Source organism: Bizionia gelidisalsuginis, assembly GCF_008086185.1.
Taxonomy (GTDB): Bacteria; Bacteroidota; Bacteroidia; order Flavobacteriales; family Flavobacteriaceae; genus Bizionia; species Bizionia saleffrena.
The window spans coordinates 1-17,363 of sequence record NZ_VSKN01000008.1 but is presented as its reverse complement, the minus strand read 5'-3'; the positions used below and the strand labels follow the sequence as shown (position 1 = coordinate 17,363).

Genomic DNA, 17,363 nt, shown 5'->3' with positions numbered 1-17,363 from the left:
TCAATTTAAGATGTGTTTTAGTCGATTTAAGCGACTTTCTTTAAATTAATAATTGTTAATAAAAACAGGGGGCTTTCCATAAAAAGCTTTAAAACCATCTCGAAATTGCGTATATTTGGTGGTGTTCAAAAGGATGCCTTAAGCCTCCTTTTTTTATGTTAAGGACACACTGTTTTAAGACATTGTAATAGCGCATAAAAGGACTCCCGTTGCAGAAAATGGGGTTTTCAAAAAAAGGACTATTAGATTATAAAGACTATAACTATGAGCGAAAAAAAAGAAGAGTTTAACAAAGAGAATTATTCAGCGGATAGTATTCAGGCTCTAGAGGGTATGGAACACGTTCGTATGCGTCCTTCCATGTATATTGGAGACGTAGGAACTCGAGGGCTTCACCATTTAGTGTACGAAGTTGTAGATAACTCTATTGATGAGGCGATGGCCGGACACTGTAATAATATTACGGTAACTATTAATGAAGACAATTCCATTTCGACCGAAGATGATGGTCGTGGTATTCCGGTAGATCTTCACAAAAAAGAAGGTGTTTCTGCTCTTGAAGTAGTTATGACAAAGATTGGCGCCGGAGGTAAGTTCGATAAAGATTCTTATAAAGTTTCTGGAGGACTGCACGGGGTTGGTGTAAGTTGTGTTAACGCATTATCCGATCATTTAAGAGCTACGGTTTACAGAAATGGCGAAGTTTGGGAACAAGAATACAAGCACGGTAAAGCTTTGTACCCTGTAAAATGTATTGGAGAAACAGATAAAAGAGGTACGGTAATTACCTTTAGACCAGATCATACCATATTTACGCAAACGTTAGAGTATAGCTACGATACATTAGCCAGTAGAATGCGCGAATTGTCGTATTTAAATAAAGGGATTACTATTCATTTAATCGACAAAAGAGCGGTTAAAGATGATGGTTCTTTCGAAGGTGAAACATTCCATTCTGAAGAAGGTTTAAAAGAATTTATAAGATTTCTAGACGGAAGTAGAGAGCCTTTAATAAAAGAGGTTATTTCTTTTGAAGGAGAGAAAAACGGAGTGCCAGTTGAGGTTGCGATGATGTATAACACGTCGTATGCTGAGAACTTACACTCGTATGTAAACAATATTAATACCCACGAAGGTGGGACGCATTTATCGGGGTTTAGAAGAGGGTTAACGCATACTTTAAAAAAGTACGCCGACGAATCTGGGATGCTAGATAAATTAAAATTCGATATTGCGGGAGATGATTTCCGTGAAGGTTTAACAGCAATTATTTCGGTAAAAGTTCAAGAGCCACAATTCGAGGGACAAACAAAAACAAAATTAGGAAACAGAGAAGTTTCTGCTTCTGTGAGTCAGGCGGTTTCAGAAATGCTTTCTAACTATCTTGAAGAGCATCCAGACGATGCTAAAATAATAGTTCAAAAAGTAATATTAGCTGCTCAAGCACGCCACGCTGCGCAAAAAGCGCGTGAAATGGTACAGCGTAAAACAGTAATGAGTATTGGTGGTTTGCCAGGAAAATTATCTGACTGTTCTGAGCAAGATCCTACAAAATGTGAAGTATTCCTTGTCGAGGGAGATTCGGCGGGTGGAACTGCAAAACAAGGTAGGGATAGAGCATTTCAAGCTATTTTGCCCCTACGTGGTAAAATTTTGAATGTTGAAAAAGCGATGACACATAAAGTGTTTGAAAACGAAGAGATAAAAAATATCTTTACCGCTTTAGGAGTTACTATAGGAACAGAAGAAGATAGTAAGGCTTTAAATCTTTCAAAGTTAAGATATCATAAAGTGGTGATTATGTGTGATGCCGATATCGATGGTGCGCATATTGAAACTTTAATTTTAACGTTCTTTTTCCGTTATATGAAGGAATTGATTGAAAATGGACATATTTACATTGCAACTCCGCCACTATTCTTAGTGAAAAAAGGAGCTAAAAAGCAATACGCTTGGAGTGATGATGAGCGTAAAGTTTTAATGCAAGAATTTGGTGATGGTACAAAAATACAACGTTATAAAGGTCTTGGAGAAATGAATGCCATACAACTTTGGGATACCACAATGAATCCAGATTTTAGAACGCTTCGTCAAGTACAAATTGATAACGGTGTAGAAGCCGATCGTGTGTTCTCTATGTTAATGGGAGATGAGGTGCCACCGCGTCGAGAATTTATCGAGAAAAACGCAATTTATGCAAAAATTGATGTATAATTAGTAATACATACTTTTTAAAAACACCTTTCGTCTTATGTGCTTAAGGTGTTTTTTTATTTATATTTAAAAATAAAAAATAAGCTAAACGAGTTATAATCACTATCTAACGTTTACTTTTGTTATATTATAAAAAAAATAAAATTTATGAAAACCCCTTTTCTATTTCTTATTACATTGGCGTCTGTGCATTTTGTAACGGCCCAGGAAAACTTAAACGAATTATTGGCGGCTGGTATAGACGATACCAAACAATTTTCAGAACGCTATATTAAACCAGCAAACGATGGTTTAGCTTACGGCATCAATAACAATTGGTCTAACAGTGCGAAAGCACCAAAACGACTTGGCTTCTCATTATCCATTATTGGAAATGCAACCTTTATAAACGATGAAGATAAAAAGTTTATAATGACCGCTTCCGATTACGAAAATATACGTTTTAAAGATGGGAGTGCATCAAAACCTGTTGCAACTGCATTGGGACATAACGATCAGGATATTATTGTCGAAATTACTTACGACGATCCGTTGTTTGGGGAACAAACCACAGATATTGTTTTGCCAACAGGAATAGGATCTGCAAATATAAATTTAATTCCGACGGTGTTTTTACAAGGAAGTTTTTCGCCTTTTAAAGGTACCGAAGTAAAAGCACGTTATTTTCCTAAAATAAATCAACAAGATGTAGAGGCCGGCTTATTTGGTTTTGGTCTTCAGCAGGAGTTTACTTCTTGGCTACCTTCCGATAAATTATTTCCGGTGGCTGTTTCTGGATTAATTGCTTATACCCAATTAAACGGAACATACGATTTAGTGAATACAAGTACAGTAGAGGGTGAAAACCAACGCGTGGAAACACAAACTCACACAATGTTGTACCAACTATTAGTAGGGACAAATTTAAAACTATTTAATGTGTACGGTTCTGTAGGGTATTTAGATGGAAAAAATAAAACGGACTTATTAGGAACCTATCGCGTCTCTGATGGGATTTTGTTTTCTAAAGAAATTGTAGATCCGTTTTCAGTAGAATCAGACACTAGCGGTATTATGGGAACTTTGGGAGCAAATGTAAAACTTGGTTTCTTTAGTGTAAATGCAGCCTATACAATTGCCGATTTTAGTAGCGCCTCGTTAGGAATGACTTTCGGCTTTTAAAACTTTCTTAAAAAAATACATACGTCCTAAGAATTTCTTAAATTTGGAGGATAAAATTTAACACAAACTAAAATATAATACAAATGAAAGTAACAGTAGTTGGAGCAGGTGCAGTAGGTGCAAGTTGTGCAGAATACATCGCCATTAAAGATTTTGCAAGTGAAGTTGTTATACTAGATATTAAAGAAGGTTTTGCTGAAGGTAAAGCAATGGATTTAATGCAGACAGCTTCTTTAAATAGTTTCGATACTAAAATTACCGGAAGCACTAACGATTATTCTAAAACAGCAGATAGTGATATTTGTGTTATAACATCGGGAATTCCTAGAAAACCAGGAATGACTCGTGAGGAATTAATTGGTATCAATGCAGGGATTGTTAAAACAGTATCGGCTAGCTTAATCGCGCATTCTCCAAATACAATAATCATTGTGGTAAGTAACCCAATGGATACAATGACATATTTAGTGCATAAAACAACAGGATTACCTAAAAATAGAATCATCGGAATGGGTGGTGCTTTAGATTCTGCACGTTTTAAATACAGATTAGCTGAAGCTTTAAATGCCCCTATTAGTGATGTAGACGGAATGGTAATTGGTGGACATAGCGACAAAGGTATGGTGCCATTAACAGCGCACGCCACTAGAAACAGTATTAAAGTAACAGAATTCTTGTCTAAAGAACGTTTAGAGCAAGTAACAGAAGACACTAAGGTTGGAGGCGCAACATTAACTAAATTATTAGGAACGTCAGCTTGGTACGCACCAGGTGCAGCAGTCTCTGGTTTAGTACAAGCAATTGCTTGCGACCAAAAGAAAATGTTCCCATGTTCAACGTTATTAGAAGGTGAATACGGTTTAAATGATTTATGTATTGGTGTGCCAGTTATTTTAGGTAAAAATGGTATTGAAAGTATCGTAGAAATTAAATTAAGCGATGCCGAAAAAGCGCATATGCAAGAAAGTGCTAAAGGTGTAAAAGCGACGAATGGTTTATTAGAACTATAGTCGGTTTTCTAATTATATAAAGAAACACCTTAAGGTTTTAAATCTTTAAGGTGTTTTTGTAGTTATAGAGGACCTCTTTTTAAAAGATAATTTAACAGTCTTAAAAAGAAATTGAAAAATTTTTGGTATTATTGTTGCCAACTAAATCAAATAATAATACTTAAACACGGAAAAATTAGAATAAGATGAAAAAATCAATATTATTACTGTTAGCAGTTACGTTAAGTTTTACCAGTTTTGCACAAGATAAACTAACGGAAGGTACCGTTATATCAACGCAAACAATGTCTAGTGACGATGAAGCTATGAACTCGCAATTAGCAATGGTTGGAGAAGTGGTGACAACAACTTACATTAAAGAGAAGAAATCAAGATCGGAAGTGTCTAGCCCGATGACGGGAGACGTCGTTACTATTACTGATACGGAGACCAAAAAGATGTTAATGCTAATGGATAATCCTATGAGCGGTAAAAGCTATATGGAGATGAGTACAGATTCTAAAGCGGCACAAGTAGAAAATATTGAGGTAACAAATAGAGATGATAAAAAAACAGTTTTAGGTTACGAGTGTGAGGGTTACGATGTGATTATGACGGCAGGAGGACAAACTGTAGAGATGACGCTTTACACCACTAAAAGTATTACGGCCTATTCGCAACAATCACAAATGTATGGCGATAAAATTGAAGGGTTTCCAATGTGTTTTGTATTAAATATGAGTCAGATGGGAAAAAATATTACTATCGAAAATACGGTAACAGAAATGAAGCAATAAAACAGTCTATTCTATATAAAAGACTATTAAAAGAGCAACTATTTGGTTGCTCTTTTTTTGTATAAAAAACAGTAATTGTATTGTCATTTCTTGCTGTATATCATATATTTGGCACATGAAAGCTAATTGGTGTTTTAGTGTCTTATTACTTGTCCTTGCCTGTATTGGGGTTTTTAGGGACGACACTGTTATCCCTAATCAAGAACTCGTTCTAGAGTTTAATAGCGCACACGTTTCGGCTAACGAAGCTGAAAAAGCGATTATATTAGTAAAAAAACAATTACAAGAATTAGGTGTTTACGCGATTCAGGTGCATGCTGAGTCTAACGGGAAATACACGATCACTTATTATAGTGCTTCAAACGTAGCGCGTATTAAAAAAATACTAGGTACGCCATCGTCATTATCAATAGATATCGCGAACTCTAATCAACCCAATAGTGGTATTCCATTAGAGAAAACATCTAATCATTACCATGTAGATGTTTATGAAATTACTCGCAATTTAGATTCACAAATAGATTTAAAAGGAACGCTTGTCGTTAACGAAAAACGCGATTTAGAACGGTTTAACAGTCCTACTTTTAGTTCGTTTTTAGGGCAAGAATATAGTAACTTGACATCGGAAACTGAAGCCGTAGCTTACAAAATAAATACTACCATTGTCCATACTTTAAACAAAGGTTTATATACTATTCCAGAAGTTCGTGCCGGACCCTCTTATTCTAGAAGCGCGTAAACACATAAAAGTGCTTTTCTACTTTAAAATTGAGCTTTTAAAATTATTTTATAAAAGCGAAAACACCCTATTTAATTATTAAAATAATTGTCGAATCTCGATGTAAATTCTATATTTGCTCGTTCTAAAAAAAACCGACAATAAAATAACAACACCATGCAAAATAAAGGATTAATAAAGCTGTTTGCAGTTTTATTCGGATTGGTAAGTCTTTACCAATTATCTTTCACGTTTAAAAATAGTGCAATCGAGAGCGATGCATTAACAATTGCGGAAAGTAAATTTGATGCTTCAGTAGAAGACAGAAAAGAAAAAGTTAACGATTACGAAGTCGTTTATTTGGACTCGTTAGCAGCCTCTAATGAGAAAGTATTCTTAGGAAGTACTTACGCAGATGTTAAAGAAAACTCGATGAAATTAGGACTAGACCTTAAAGGGGGTTTAGAAGCAATTTTACAAGTCTCTGTAAAAGACATCTTAAAAGGATTGGCTAACAATAGTAAAGATCCTATTTTCAACAAAGCATTAGATGATGCTGCCGAACTTCAGAAAGACAGTCAGAATGACTTTATTGACGATTTCTACACGGCTTTCGATGCTATTAAAGGCGATACTAAATTAGCGTCTCCAGATATTTTTGCAACGCGTTCTTTGGAAAGTGAAATCAAAAGAGGAATGTCGGACGATGATGTAAAAGTTGTTTTATCACAAAAAATCAACGAATCTATCGCTTCTGCATTACAAGTATTGCGTACACGTATTGACCAATTTGGTGTGGCGTCTCCAAACATTCAACGTTTAGGAACTTCAGGGCGTATTCTTGTAGAGTTACCAGGGGTTAAAGATGTTGAGCGTGCTAAAGAATTAATTACAAGTACGGCAGAATTAGAATTCTGGGATACTTTAAAAGGAGAGCAGTTTTTTCAGTATTTTAATGATGTAAATACATTGTTGAAAGACGAGATAAAAGCAGAAAACCAAGTAGAAGGAGAAGAAACTGTAGCACAAGAGAGCACTGAAGACGCTACCGATGATATTATTGGTGATCTTACAGGAGAGGAAGATACATCAACTAAAGAAGTAAATCCATTATTAGATTTAGTAAAAGGACCAGGCTACCAAGGCGGACCAATCGTTTATCAATTTAACATAGCAGATAGCGCTAAAGTATATTCAATATTAAAAAAGCGTGAGGTAAAAGCTTTATTGCCAACAGAACTTAAAGATGTAAAATTCGTATTTGGTAAACCAGCACCAAATAGCGAGCTAACAGAATTATATGTATTAAAAGGAACCAGAGACAACATTCCACCGTTAGGCGGAGGAGTGGTAGACGACGCACGCCAATCTTACAGCCCGTCGAACAAGCCAACAGTAACGATGCAAATGAATGCTCAAGGCTCTAAAATTTGGGAAGAAATGACCGATAAAGCCTCTAAAACGGGAAGCCAGATTGCTATTGTATTAGATAACGTCGTGTATTCTGCACCAGGAATTAACAATGGTAAAATTGCCGGCGGACGTTCAGAGATTTCAGGAAACTTTACATTGAACGAAGCAACCGATTTAGCAAACGTTTTACGTGCCGGTCGTTTACCTGCAAAAGCGGAGATAATTCAATCGGATGAGATTGGACCAACATTAGGTAAAGAAGCTATCGAGAGTGGTACAATGTCTTTTATAATTGCGTTAACATTAGTATTAATCTGGATGTTCTTTTACTACGGTAAAGCAGGAGTATTTGCAGATATTGCAATGTTATTAAATATTCTATTAATCTTCGGTATTTTATCAGGATTAGGAGCTGTATTAACCTTGCCTGGTATTGCCGGTATAGTATTAACTATTGGTATGGCGGTCGATGCGAACGTGCTTATTTTTGAACGTATTCGAGAGGAACTCTATAAAGGTAAAGACCAAAAAACGGCTATTAAAGACGGTTTTAGTAATGCATTATCTTCAATTTTAGATGCTAACATTACAACAGGTTTAACCGCTTTAATTTTATTCTTATTTGGTACAGGGCCAATTAAAGGGTTTGCAACAACGTTATTAATAGGTATTTGTACCTCATTATTTACAGCTATTTTCATCACCAGATTATTAATTGACTGGTACGATGCAAGAGGTGGAAAATTAAGCTTCTCTACAGGAGTTACTAAAAACTTATTTAGAGGTATTAATGTAAGTTTCCTTAAGAAACGTAAAATAGCTTATGGTATCTCTACGGTAATGATTTTAGTAAGTTTAGTTTCTTTCTTTACAAATGGTTTAGATCAAGGTGTCGATTTTGTTGGAGGTAGAACGTATCAAGTGCGATTCGATCAGCCTGTTAGCGCAACGGAAATTACTGATCTGTTATCAGACGACGCTGTTTTTGGTAGTGCCGATGCTAAAACCTTTGGAGACGATAACCAATTAAAAATTACTACTAAATTTAGAGTTAACGAATCTTCACAACAAGCAGACGAAGAAATAAGAATGTCTTTATTTAATGCTTTACAGCCTTACCTAAATGGTATGGACTACCCAAGCTTTATTGAAAATAAAGAATCTAAAACGGCTGGTTTAATGAAGAAATATAAGGTAAGTCCAACCATTGCCGACGACATTAAAAAAGAGTCTTTCTGGGCTGTAATAGGATCGTTAGTGGTCGTGTTCTTATATATATTATTTCGTTTTAAAAGATGGCAATTCTCACTTGGTGCGGTAGCAGCAGTTTTCCACGATGTATTAATACTATTAGGAGTATTCTCTTTAACCTACAAGTTTATGCCATTCTCTTTAGAGATAGATCAAGCGTTTATCGCAGCGATCCTTACCGTAATTGGTTACTCTTTAAATGATACCGTGGTAGTATTCGATAGAATTAGAGAATTCTTTAACGAGCACACTTCTTGGACATTCGATGAGGTTATAGATAGATCTTTAAGTAGTACTTTAAGTAGAACCTTAAATACATCGTTAACAACATTAGTCGTGTTATTAACTATCTTCATTTTTGGAGGAGAATCAATTAGAGGATTTATGTTCGCCTTAATTGTTGGTGTAATTGTAGGTACGTACTCATCATTATTTATTGCAACACCTATAATGTACGATTCAGTTAAAAAAGGAGATGCAGCGAATGCATTAAAAGATAAAGAAGTAGAAACAGAAGAAAACACTGAGTTAAACGCTTAAGAATTCTAAGTTTTAAAATACAAAAGCCTTTCAAGATCTGTTCTTGAAAGGCTTTTTTGTATCTTAATTTTAATGGCTGTGTTTTGGGTATGACGTTGCAATTACTAGTAAAAATAAGGGATTTCGCGGTTCACTGACCAAAGAAACACTGGAAGCGCTTAAACAATCGCTCTGTGGCGTAGTAATAACGAATACCTGTTTATAAAATTAAAAATGAAGGGGTAATCCGTAATACAACCGCTATTTATAAAACTATTAATAATTAATGAAAGCATAATCCATAACACAGATAATAATTATCGTTAATCCTTTGGTAAGAAACCGTAATAAATTATCTGTAAATGCTATATTTACAAACCTAAAAATACATCTATGCACTTATTAACAATCGACTGGAATCCTATTACGGGAATAGACATCGTAGGTAATTTTAAAATTCATTTCTACAGTTTAATGTGGGTTACCGCCTTTATTGTAGGCTGGCAAGTAATGAAACGCATTTTTATAAGAGAAAAAATAAAAATAGAATATTTAGATCCCTTATTTATTTATACCGTTCTAGCGACAATGTTGGGAGCGCGTTTAGGACACGTTATCTTTTATCAGCCAGAATTATTCTCTCAAGATTTCTTTAGTGTGTTTTTACCGTTTCATTTCGTTCCAGAATTCGAATTCTCAGGATTTTCTGGATTAGCAAGTCACGGTGCAGCTATAGGTATTGTTATTGGTATGTATTTATACCGTCGCAAATACAAGTATAAGTCCTTAATGTGGATCTTAGATCGTATCGTGATTCCTGTAGCGTCTGGGGCTGTTTTTATACGTATTGGTAACTTTCTTAATTCTGAGATTATAGGTAAAATTACCGACTCTCCTTTTGGAGTGCGATTTGTGCAAGAATTTTATGGCAAACGCGAAATTATGCAACTTACTGGAATTAAAAACTACAAGCAGGCGTATGCCGCAGTAACCGATAATCCGCAATTTGTATCTTTATTAGAGGCTGTGCCGCTAAGACACCCGGCACAATTATACGAAGCATTTTGTTACATTTTCGTATTCATTATATTATTGTTTTTCTATTTGAAAACAAAAAAATCGGAACAAATTGGCTTTTTATTCGGACTGTTTTTAGTGTTGTTATGGACCGTAAGATTCTTTGTAGAATTTATAAAAGAAGCTCAAAATGCAGAGCGCGCCGATTGGTTCTTAAATACCGGACAATGGTTAAGTATCCCATTTATAATAGTCGGACTGTATTTTATGTTTGTCTATAAACCAAAAACAAAAGTGCAGTAATTATGAAAGTATACCGTGTATTCTTAATAGCATTAAGTACTTGTTTTGCACTAACCACAATGTCTTGTAAAGAAGAGAATAAGGTGATTAAGCAGGTAGAAGTACCCTTTAAAAAGGAAGGTGATTTAACACTTTTTAAAAAAGGAACAGATTCTATTATTAAAGTTTTAGATATTGAATTAGCACTAACGCAAACCGAACGCGATTTAGGGTTAATGTATAGAAACGAATTAAAGGACAACCAAGGAATGCTATTTGTATTTCCAGATAGCCAGCCGCGAAGTTTTTATATGCGTAACACGCACATTTCTTTAGATATTATCTATTTAGACCACAATAGAGCGATTGTAAGTATTCAAAGAGAGGCCAAACCAATGGATGAATCGTCTTTACCATCGGAAAGTGCTGCGCAATATGTATTAGAAATAAATGGCGGCCTATCTAAAAAATGGAATCTTGAAACGGGAGATACTTTAGTGTTTTCAGAATTGTAAAAACTAGTTATTACATAATTAAAAAGCCCACTCATAAATTTTAAGAGTGGGCTTTTTTATGGAAGTCTGTTACTCGCATTAAGGATTGAGCGGTGTGTTTGAGCTCTCCCGATTTTTATTCGGGAAGCGAGTAGCGAAAGCCTGACCTTGCTTTTTTTGCAAGGTAATGCCCAAAATAATAATCAGATAGATTTTAGAGCGGCATAGTATTAATCCTCCTTTTTAGGAACGGAATCGAAACCGCTGCCGCCCCAAGGATGGCAACTAAAAACACGTTTTATAGCGAGTACCCCGCCCTTAATTAGGCCGTGAACTTGTAGTGCTTCTTTGGTGTAGTGCGAGCAGGTGGGTTGGTACCGGCACGTGGCTGGTGTAAATGGAGAAATAAAGACTTGGTACACCTTAATTATAAATAAAAAAGGGGCGATTAGAATTTTTTTCACGTTACAAAAAGTTTAGGCTTAAAAAAGCGTGCGTTTAATTTACCGAAAAACTGGTACCGTCTCTACCGTCTTTTAGTTGTATTCCCGCATTGGCGAGTTCGTCGCGAATTTGATCGGAAAGGGCAAAATTTTTGTTGGCTCGTGCTTCTTGGCGTAATTTAATAAGCACGTTTACAGCACCGGCTAAAGTATCGGTTTCTGATGCGGCTTCGGTAACATTTGTTAATCCTAGAACCTCAAAAACAAAAGCATTAATGGTGGTTTTAAGTGTGTTTAAATGAGCTATTGTTACATGTTGCGAGCCGTCTTTAATTTGGTGAATAAACTTTGCGGCGTCGAATAAATGAGCAATTAAAATAGGTGTATTAAAATCGTCGTTCATTGCGCCGTAGCATTTCTGCTTCCAACTGTCAATATCTAATGTCGATGATTCAGACGGTGTTAAAGTGTCTAATTCTTTAATCGCGTCGAGTAAACGATTAAAACCTTTCTCGCTAGACTGTAATCCGGCATCGGTTAAATCTAAAACGCTACGGTACCCAGCTTGCATCATAAAAAAGCGAATAACGCTTGGGCTGTATGCCTTAGACATTTTATCGTTATGACCGGTAAGAAGCTCGGTAGGATTTATAATATTCCCGGTGCTTTTAGACATGCGCTGTCCGTTAAGCTCTAGCATATTGGCGTGCATCCAGTAATTTACTGGCGACTGGCCTTTGGCCGCTTGATTTTGAGCGATTTCGCATTCGTGATGTGGGAATTTTAAGTCCATTCCACCACCGTGAATATCGAAGTGATTACCCAAGTACTTGGTACTCATTGCTGTACATTCTAGGTGCCAACCCGGAAAACCGTCGCTCCAAGGCGATGGCCAACGCATAATATGTTGTGGTTCGGCTTTTTTCCAAAGCGCAAAATCTTGCGGATTCTTTTTATCGCTTTGGCCGTCCAGCTCTCGTGTATTATGAATAAGATCTTCTAATTTGCGTTTACTTAAAATACCGTAATTATTAGTCTCATTATATTTATGGACATCAAAATACACAGAACCATTAATTTCGTAACCGAAACCATTGTCAATAATAGTCTTAATTAATTCTATCTGCTCTATAATATGTCCAGTAGCTGTAGGCTCGATACTTGGCGGTAAAAAATTAAAAGTGTTTAAAATATTATGAAAATCTACGGTGTAGCGTTGTACTACTTCCATAGGTTCAATTTCTTCTAAACGTGCTTTTTTTGTAATTTTGTCTTCACCTTCGTCGGCATCATTTTCTAAGTGCCCAGCATCTGTAATATTACGGACATAACGCACCTTGAAACCTAAATGTTTTAAGTATCTAAAAACCATATCGAAAGTCATAAAAGTCCTAACGTTACCAAGGTGTACATGACTATAAACGGTAGGACCACAAACGTACATACCCACGTAACCGTCGGTAATTGTTTTAAAAGGTTCCTTTTTTCCGCTTAGCGAATTGTAGATCTTAATAGTTTGGTTTTTAAAAAGCTGCATTGCCATAGGTTATGATACTGTTTGTTTAAATTAAAACGTTGTGTCTAACTTAATATAATCTAAGAATTCTCTTTTGGTGTCTTTGTTTTTAAACTGGCCACCAAACTCTGCAGTTACTGTGCTACTATCGATATCTCTAATACCACGAGAATTAACGCAAAGGTGTTTAGCATCCATTACACAAGCAACATCTTCAGTATTTAATACTTTTTGTAACTCTTGTACGACTTGAAGGGTTAATCGCTCTTGAACCTGAGGACGTTTTGCGAAATAATCTACAATACGATTCATTTTAGATAAGCCCACAACAGTACCGTTAGAAATGTAGGCGATGTGAGCCCGGCCAACAATTGGTAATAAATGGTGCTCGCAAGTAGAATACACCGTAATGTTTTTTTCTACCAGCATTTCGCCATATTTATATTTGTTATCGAAAGTAGAAGCGCTAGGTTTATTTTGAGGGTCTAAACCACCAAAAATTTCGTTTACAAACATCTTAGCGACACGATTTGGTGTACCACTTAAACTATCGTCTGATAAATCAAGACCTAAGGTTTCTAGTATATGACGTACATCGTCTTTTATGATGTCAATTTTTTCTGTGCTTGTTAGTTTAAAAGCGTCTGCTTTCATAGGCGTAACTGCCGAAGTACCTATGTGGTTTTCACCAATTGACTCGTGATTTTTTGTTGTATTATCAATTTCCATTAATCCAGTAAAATGTTTAAAAAGCAAAGATAAGTAATAAAAAAATCATAGTTAAGAGGTAGGGGTTTTTAAATTTGAATTGTTATATAATTAACAGAACATTATATTAACGTAATGTTAAAGATATTTTACTTATTTTTAGACCCTATAATATAAAAAACAACTATGAAATTACTCTACACTTTAGTGTTTATGCTTACTTTGAGCGCTTATAATGTTAAGGCTCAGTCGGTAACTAAGCAGTCTCTTACGCTTGTAAAATACAATGATAATGTTACAGCACCATTAACTATAAAAGAACGCTCTTTTATTAAGGAAGTTTATGCAGATAAATTTGAGGAGTATGTAATGAATAGGCCTCAAAAATTGAAGGATTTAAAAAACTTATTAAGAAATAGAGTGCTTATTAGAGATATGCCTGATTTGATTAATAATCCTGAGAAATATACATTACTTAGCGAAACTGATTTATTTAATATATATAATTCGACATTAAATTTTGATAAAACCTATAATAAAGAAACGTTTAATGTGTTAAAATATAATCTCCAATTTTTTGGAAGGGGTTCTAAGGTCTATAGAATAGACAATACCAGTTATTTTATCATTATAAAGTCTCAACATCATTAAAAAATACAACAATGAAGAAAATTACCTTTTTAATATTATTTTTATTTATATCTACTGTTACATTTTCTCAAGACGTGTTAATGCAAAATGGAACGGTAAATACATGTTCAGGAACTTTTTATGATTCTGGTGGTGGTGCTGGTAATTACGGCAATGATGAAAATTTCACTCTTACTATTTGTCCTGATGAACCAGGGAGTCAAATACAATTAGATTTTACAGCATTTAACACGCAACAAAATAGTGATAGTATAACCTTTTATGATGGAGACGACGTCACTGCAAACCCTTTTGGAACTTATTCTGGAGGAGGGGCAGGTGCCAATCCAGGTTTTGTTTCTGCAACCCCAAATAATGTAACAGGGTGTATAACAATTGTTTTTACATCTAATGATTCAGCTAATTCTGTAGGGTGGTCAGCAGATATTTCTTGCTTTACACCTTGTCAAACGATTACCTCTCAATTAGACAGTACGAGTGTAGCTCCAAACCAAGATGGTTATATTTGGGTATGTCCTGATGAAGAAATAACGCTTACTGGAAGTGGCGCATTTTCTGCCGATGGAACGGGAGCGACTTATGAATGGGATTTAGGCGATGGTAATACGGTACCTGGCCAAACAGCAACTTTTTCCTACTCTAATCCAGGTGTTTATATTGTAAACTTAAATATTACAGATACTAATACAGACCCTGATCCAGGAACAGGTTGTACGAACACTAATTTGATTAACCAAGTTATACAAGTGGGTACCGAACCTGATTTTACGGGAACAGAAGCAGTCCAAGATACCTTGTGTTTTGGAGAAGTAACAACTATAGAAGGTGTTGTTACTCCTACAGAGTTTATAAATGATTGTACACCGCCTGTTAGTGGTACTACCTTTTTACCAGATGGTAATGGGGCTTCTTATTCAACATGTGTTACAGTTGATTGTTATGATTCAGCGCAAACATTAACTAATGTCGATCAAATTGTAGGAATATGTGTTAATATGGAACATTCGTTTATGGGTGATTTAGATATTAATATAATTAGTCCTTCAGGTCAAATGGCTGTTTTAAAGGGTTACCCAGGTGGAAATGGTACCTACTTAGGTGGGGCTAATGACGACGGTACGAACACTCCAGGTATTGGTGCCGATTATTGTTTTTCTACAGCAGGAACAGTAACCTTAGAGAATGGACCAACAATTATTGCGGGTAGTAATCCACCAAATACTTCTATTACGCCAGGAATGTATTTGCCAGAAGGGAGTTTTAATGATTTATTAGGGAGTCCCTTAAATGGGGATTGGTGTATTCAAATTATTGATAACCTAGGATTTGATAACGGGTTTATATTTTCTTGGAGTATTCAATTTGATCCAAATTTACAGCCTCCAGAATTATCTTTCACTCCACAAACAGTAACAGAAGGATGGGATGCAGACCCTACAATTACTGCGACAACAGGTAATACGATTACGGTAGCGCCTCCAACAGCAGGACAGTTTTGCTATACCTATAGAACAACCGATAATTTTGGATGTGAATATACAGAACAAGTGTGTATAGATGTATTACCGGAAATTATAACAGACGAACCAAATGATTTATATTTGTGTGATGTAGGTGCACCTCCTTATATTTTTGATTTAACAGAAAATGATACGGTCATCAATGCTCCTGCACCAAATCCTTTAGATCAAATTATAACTTATTTTGAAACTCAGGCAGATGCGGATAACAACACAAATGCGATAGCTACCCCAGATACTTATACTTCTACTGCCGTTATTGGTACACCCCAAACAATATACGTAAGAATAGAATATTTAACATCGGGTTGTTTTGAAACAGAAACATTTACACTAAATGTAGTTGCACCACCAATTATAAATCCAGCTCCAGATATGGAACTTTGCGATGATGCTTCTAACGATGGAACAGAACCATTCGATTTAGAATCTCAAAATGCAACTGTCTTAGGGCCACAATCTAATACAGACTATACGGTAACGTATTATACAACATTCGTTGATGCTAATGCAGGAACTAATGCTTTAGTAAGTGACTATGATAATGTTGCTAACCCAGAACCCATTTATGTTCGTGTTGACAGTGCAGGTGCTTTAGGATGCTTCATCGCTTCACCAACACCAGTATTTAACTTAATTGTTAATCCTATAGAGGACGCCTCATTTACAATGCAAGCGAATTGTAATGGAGGAACGGTAGATAGTTTCGCTACTGCAGGAGGAACGTATGCTTTTAATCCAGCACCAACAGATTCTGCAACAATCGATCCTACAACTGGTGAAGTAACAAATGGAACATCTGGAGCAACCTACACGGTAGAGTATAGCTTTGGAGGGGCTTGTCCTTCTTCAACAACTTTCGATCTTACGGTACTATCGATAGATGATGCTTCATTTACTATGATAGCAACATGTACAGGAGGAACGGTTGATACAGTAGCTTTACCAGGAGGACTATTTGTTTTTAATCCTGCGCCAATAGATACCGCAGTAATTGATGCTAATACAGGCGAAGTTACTAATGTTACTTTCGATACAACCTATACGATAGAATATACTACCAATGGTGCGTGTCCAGAGACATCGCAATTCGATTTAGTAATTCCTGCTTTAGACGATCCTAGTTTTACCGTTTTGGCAACTTGTGATGGCGCAGTAGTAGATACAGTTACTACTCCAGGTGGCGTATTTGCTTTAAATCCAGTACCAACAGATGGTACTACGATTGATGTGGCGACGGGTGAAGTTACAGGAGGAACCTCTAATACCTCTTATACTATAGAATACACAACAAATGGAACGTGTCCTGATTCTAGTACACAATCATTTGTGGTTAATACGACTGAAGATGCCTCATTTACAATGTTAGCAACGTGCGACGGCGGAACTGTAGATAGTTTTGCTACGGCAGGTGGTACGTATGCTTTTAATCCACTACCAACGGATACAGCAACAATCGATCCTACAACTGGTGCAGTAACAAATGGAACTTCAGGAGCTAACTATACAGTAGAGTATAGCTTTGGAGGGACTTGTCCTTCTTCAGCAACTTTCGATCTTACCGTTTTATCAGTAGACGATGCGAGTATAACAATGACGCCAACGTGCGACGGCGGTATTGTCGATACAGAAGCAACACCAGGCGGAACGTATGTGTTTAACCCAGTACC

13 protein-coding genes are annotated in these 17,363 nt (G+C 36.0%); 10 read left to right on the top strand and 3 right to left on the bottom strand.

Annotated elements, in window-relative coordinates:
* Nucleotides 1-264: 264 nt before the first annotated feature.
* From gyrB to ES677_RS07475, 8 genes are all read left to right on the top strand, one after another.
* Nucleotides 265-2,214 carry a DNA topoisomerase (ATP-hydrolyzing) subunit B gene (gyrB, locus tag ES677_RS07510; protein WP_148369951.1) on the top strand — a complete coding sequence of 650 codons (1,950 nt, stop codon included), beginning with the start codon at nucleotides 265-267 and terminating at the stop codon, nucleotides 2,212-2,214.
* A 147-nt stretch (nucleotides 2,215-2,361) separates the two neighbouring features.
* Nucleotides 2,362-3,375 (top strand): DUF6588 family protein, encoded by a 1,014-nt coding sequence (locus ES677_RS07505; RefSeq protein WP_148380928.1) that lies wholly within the window; start codon nucleotides 2,362-2,364, stop codon nucleotides 3,373-3,375.
* Nucleotides 3,376-3,458: 83 nt separating this feature from the next.
* Nucleotides 3,459-4,385, top strand: coding sequence for a malate dehydrogenase (mdh, locus tag ES677_RS07500; protein ID WP_148380927.1), 927 nt, complete (start codon nucleotides 3,459-3,461; stop codon nucleotides 4,383-4,385).
* 185 nt (nucleotides 4,386-4,570) lie between these two features.
* A complete protein-coding gene (locus ES677_RS07495; RefSeq protein WP_148380926.1) occupies nucleotides 4,571-5,161 on the top strand; it encodes a hypothetical protein in 591 nt (196 codons plus the stop codon).
* Nucleotides 5,162-5,276: 115 nt separating this feature from the next.
* The gene (locus ES677_RS07490) at nucleotides 5,277-5,900 is read left to right on the top strand and encodes a hypothetical protein (RefSeq protein ID WP_148380925.1); all 624 of its coding nucleotides are present in this window, start codon (nucleotides 5,277-5,279) and stop codon (nucleotides 5,898-5,900) included.
* A gap of 156 nt (nucleotides 5,901-6,056) precedes the next feature.
* Complete coding sequence (gene secDF / locus ES677_RS07485; protein WP_148380924.1) at nucleotides 6,057-9,083, top strand: protein translocase subunit SecDF; 3,027 nt, start codon at nucleotides 6,057-6,059, stop codon at nucleotides 9,081-9,083.
* A gap of 372 nt (nucleotides 9,084-9,455) precedes the next feature.
* Nucleotides 9,456-10,382, top strand: coding sequence for a prolipoprotein diacylglyceryl transferase (gene lgt / locus ES677_RS07480; RefSeq protein ID WP_148380923.1), 927 nt, complete (start codon nucleotides 9,456-9,458; stop codon nucleotides 10,380-10,382).
* Between the two features lie 2 nt (nucleotides 10,383-10,384).
* Complete coding sequence (locus ES677_RS07475) at nucleotides 10,385-10,876, top strand: DUF192 domain-containing protein (RefSeq protein ID WP_148380922.1); 492 nt, start codon at nucleotides 10,385-10,387, stop codon at nucleotides 10,874-10,876.
* 209 nt (nucleotides 10,877-11,085) lie between these two features.
* Here the strand turns inward: ES677_RS07475 and yidD are convergent, their stop codons facing one another.
* Genes yidD through folE form a run of 3 tightly spaced genes read right to left on the bottom strand, consistent with a single transcriptional unit; the run spans nucleotide 11,086 to nucleotide 13,543 of the window.
* Nucleotides 11,086-11,319 (bottom strand): membrane protein insertion efficiency factor YidD, encoded by a 234-nt coding sequence (yidD, locus tag ES677_RS07470; protein ID WP_148380921.1) that lies wholly within the window; start codon nucleotides 11,317-11,319, stop codon nucleotides 11,086-11,088.
* A gap of 34 nt (nucleotides 11,320-11,353) precedes the next feature.
* A complete protein-coding gene (gene cysS, locus ES677_RS07465) occupies nucleotides 11,354-12,835 on the bottom strand; it encodes a cysteine--tRNA ligase (protein WP_148380979.1) in 1,482 nt (493 codons plus the stop codon).
* Nucleotides 12,836-12,865: 30 nt separating this feature from the next.
* Nucleotides 12,866-13,543 carry a GTP cyclohydrolase I FolE gene (gene folE, locus ES677_RS07460; RefSeq protein ID WP_148369941.1) on the bottom strand — a complete coding sequence of 226 codons (678 nt, stop codon included), beginning with the start codon at nucleotides 13,541-13,543 and terminating at the stop codon, nucleotides 12,866-12,868.
* Nucleotides 13,544-13,708: 165 nt separating this feature from the next.
* Between folE and ES677_RS07455 the strand changes: the two genes are divergently transcribed.
* Nucleotides 13,709-14,173 (top strand): hypothetical protein, encoded by a 465-nt coding sequence (locus ES677_RS07455; RefSeq protein ID WP_148380920.1) that lies wholly within the window; start codon nucleotides 13,709-13,711, stop codon nucleotides 14,171-14,173.
* Between the two features lie 11 nt (nucleotides 14,174-14,184).
* A partial coding sequence (locus tag ES677_RS07450) for a PKD domain-containing protein (protein ID WP_148380919.1) occupies nucleotides 14,185-17,363 on the top strand: 3,179 nt, incomplete at its 3' end.

Excerpts from the sequence above, each read along its gene's own strand:
- cysS (WP_148380979.1), bottom strand. The coding sequence starts at position 12,835 with ATGCAGCTTTTTAAAAACCAAACTATTAAGATCTACAATTCGCTAAGC.
- ES677_RS07505 (WP_148380928.1), top strand. The coding sequence starts at position 2,362 with ATGAAAACCCCTTTTCTATTTCTTATTACATTGGCGTCTGTGCATTTT.
- mdh (WP_148380927.1), top strand. The coding sequence starts at position 3,459 with ATGAAAGTAACAGTAGTTGGAGCAGGTGCAGTAGGTGCAAGTTGTGCA.
- secDF (WP_148380924.1), top strand. The coding sequence starts at position 6,057 with ATGCAAAATAAAGGATTAATAAAGCTGTTTGCAGTTTTATTCGGATTG.
- lgt (WP_148380923.1), top strand. The coding sequence starts at position 9,456 with ATGCACTTATTAACAATCGACTGGAATCCTATTACGGGAATAGACATC.
- ES677_RS07495 (WP_148380926.1), top strand. The coding sequence starts at position 4,571 with ATGAAAAAATCAATATTATTACTGTTAGCAGTTACGTTAAGTTTTACC.
- folE (WP_148369941.1), bottom strand. The coding sequence starts at position 13,543 with ATGGAAATTGATAATACAACAAAAAATCACGAGTCAATTGGTGAAAAC.
- gyrB (WP_148369951.1), top strand. The coding sequence starts at position 265 with ATGAGCGAAAAAAAAGAAGAGTTTAACAAAGAGAATTATTCAGCGGAT.
- ES677_RS07475 (WP_148380922.1), top strand. The coding sequence starts at position 10,385 with ATGAAAGTATACCGTGTATTCTTAATAGCATTAAGTACTTGTTTTGCA.
- ES677_RS07490 (WP_148380925.1), top strand. The coding sequence starts at position 5,277 with ATGAAAGCTAATTGGTGTTTTAGTGTCTTATTACTTGTCCTTGCCTGT.
- ES677_RS07455 (WP_148380920.1), top strand. The coding sequence starts at position 13,709 with ATGAAATTACTCTACACTTTAGTGTTTATGCTTACTTTGAGCGCTTAT.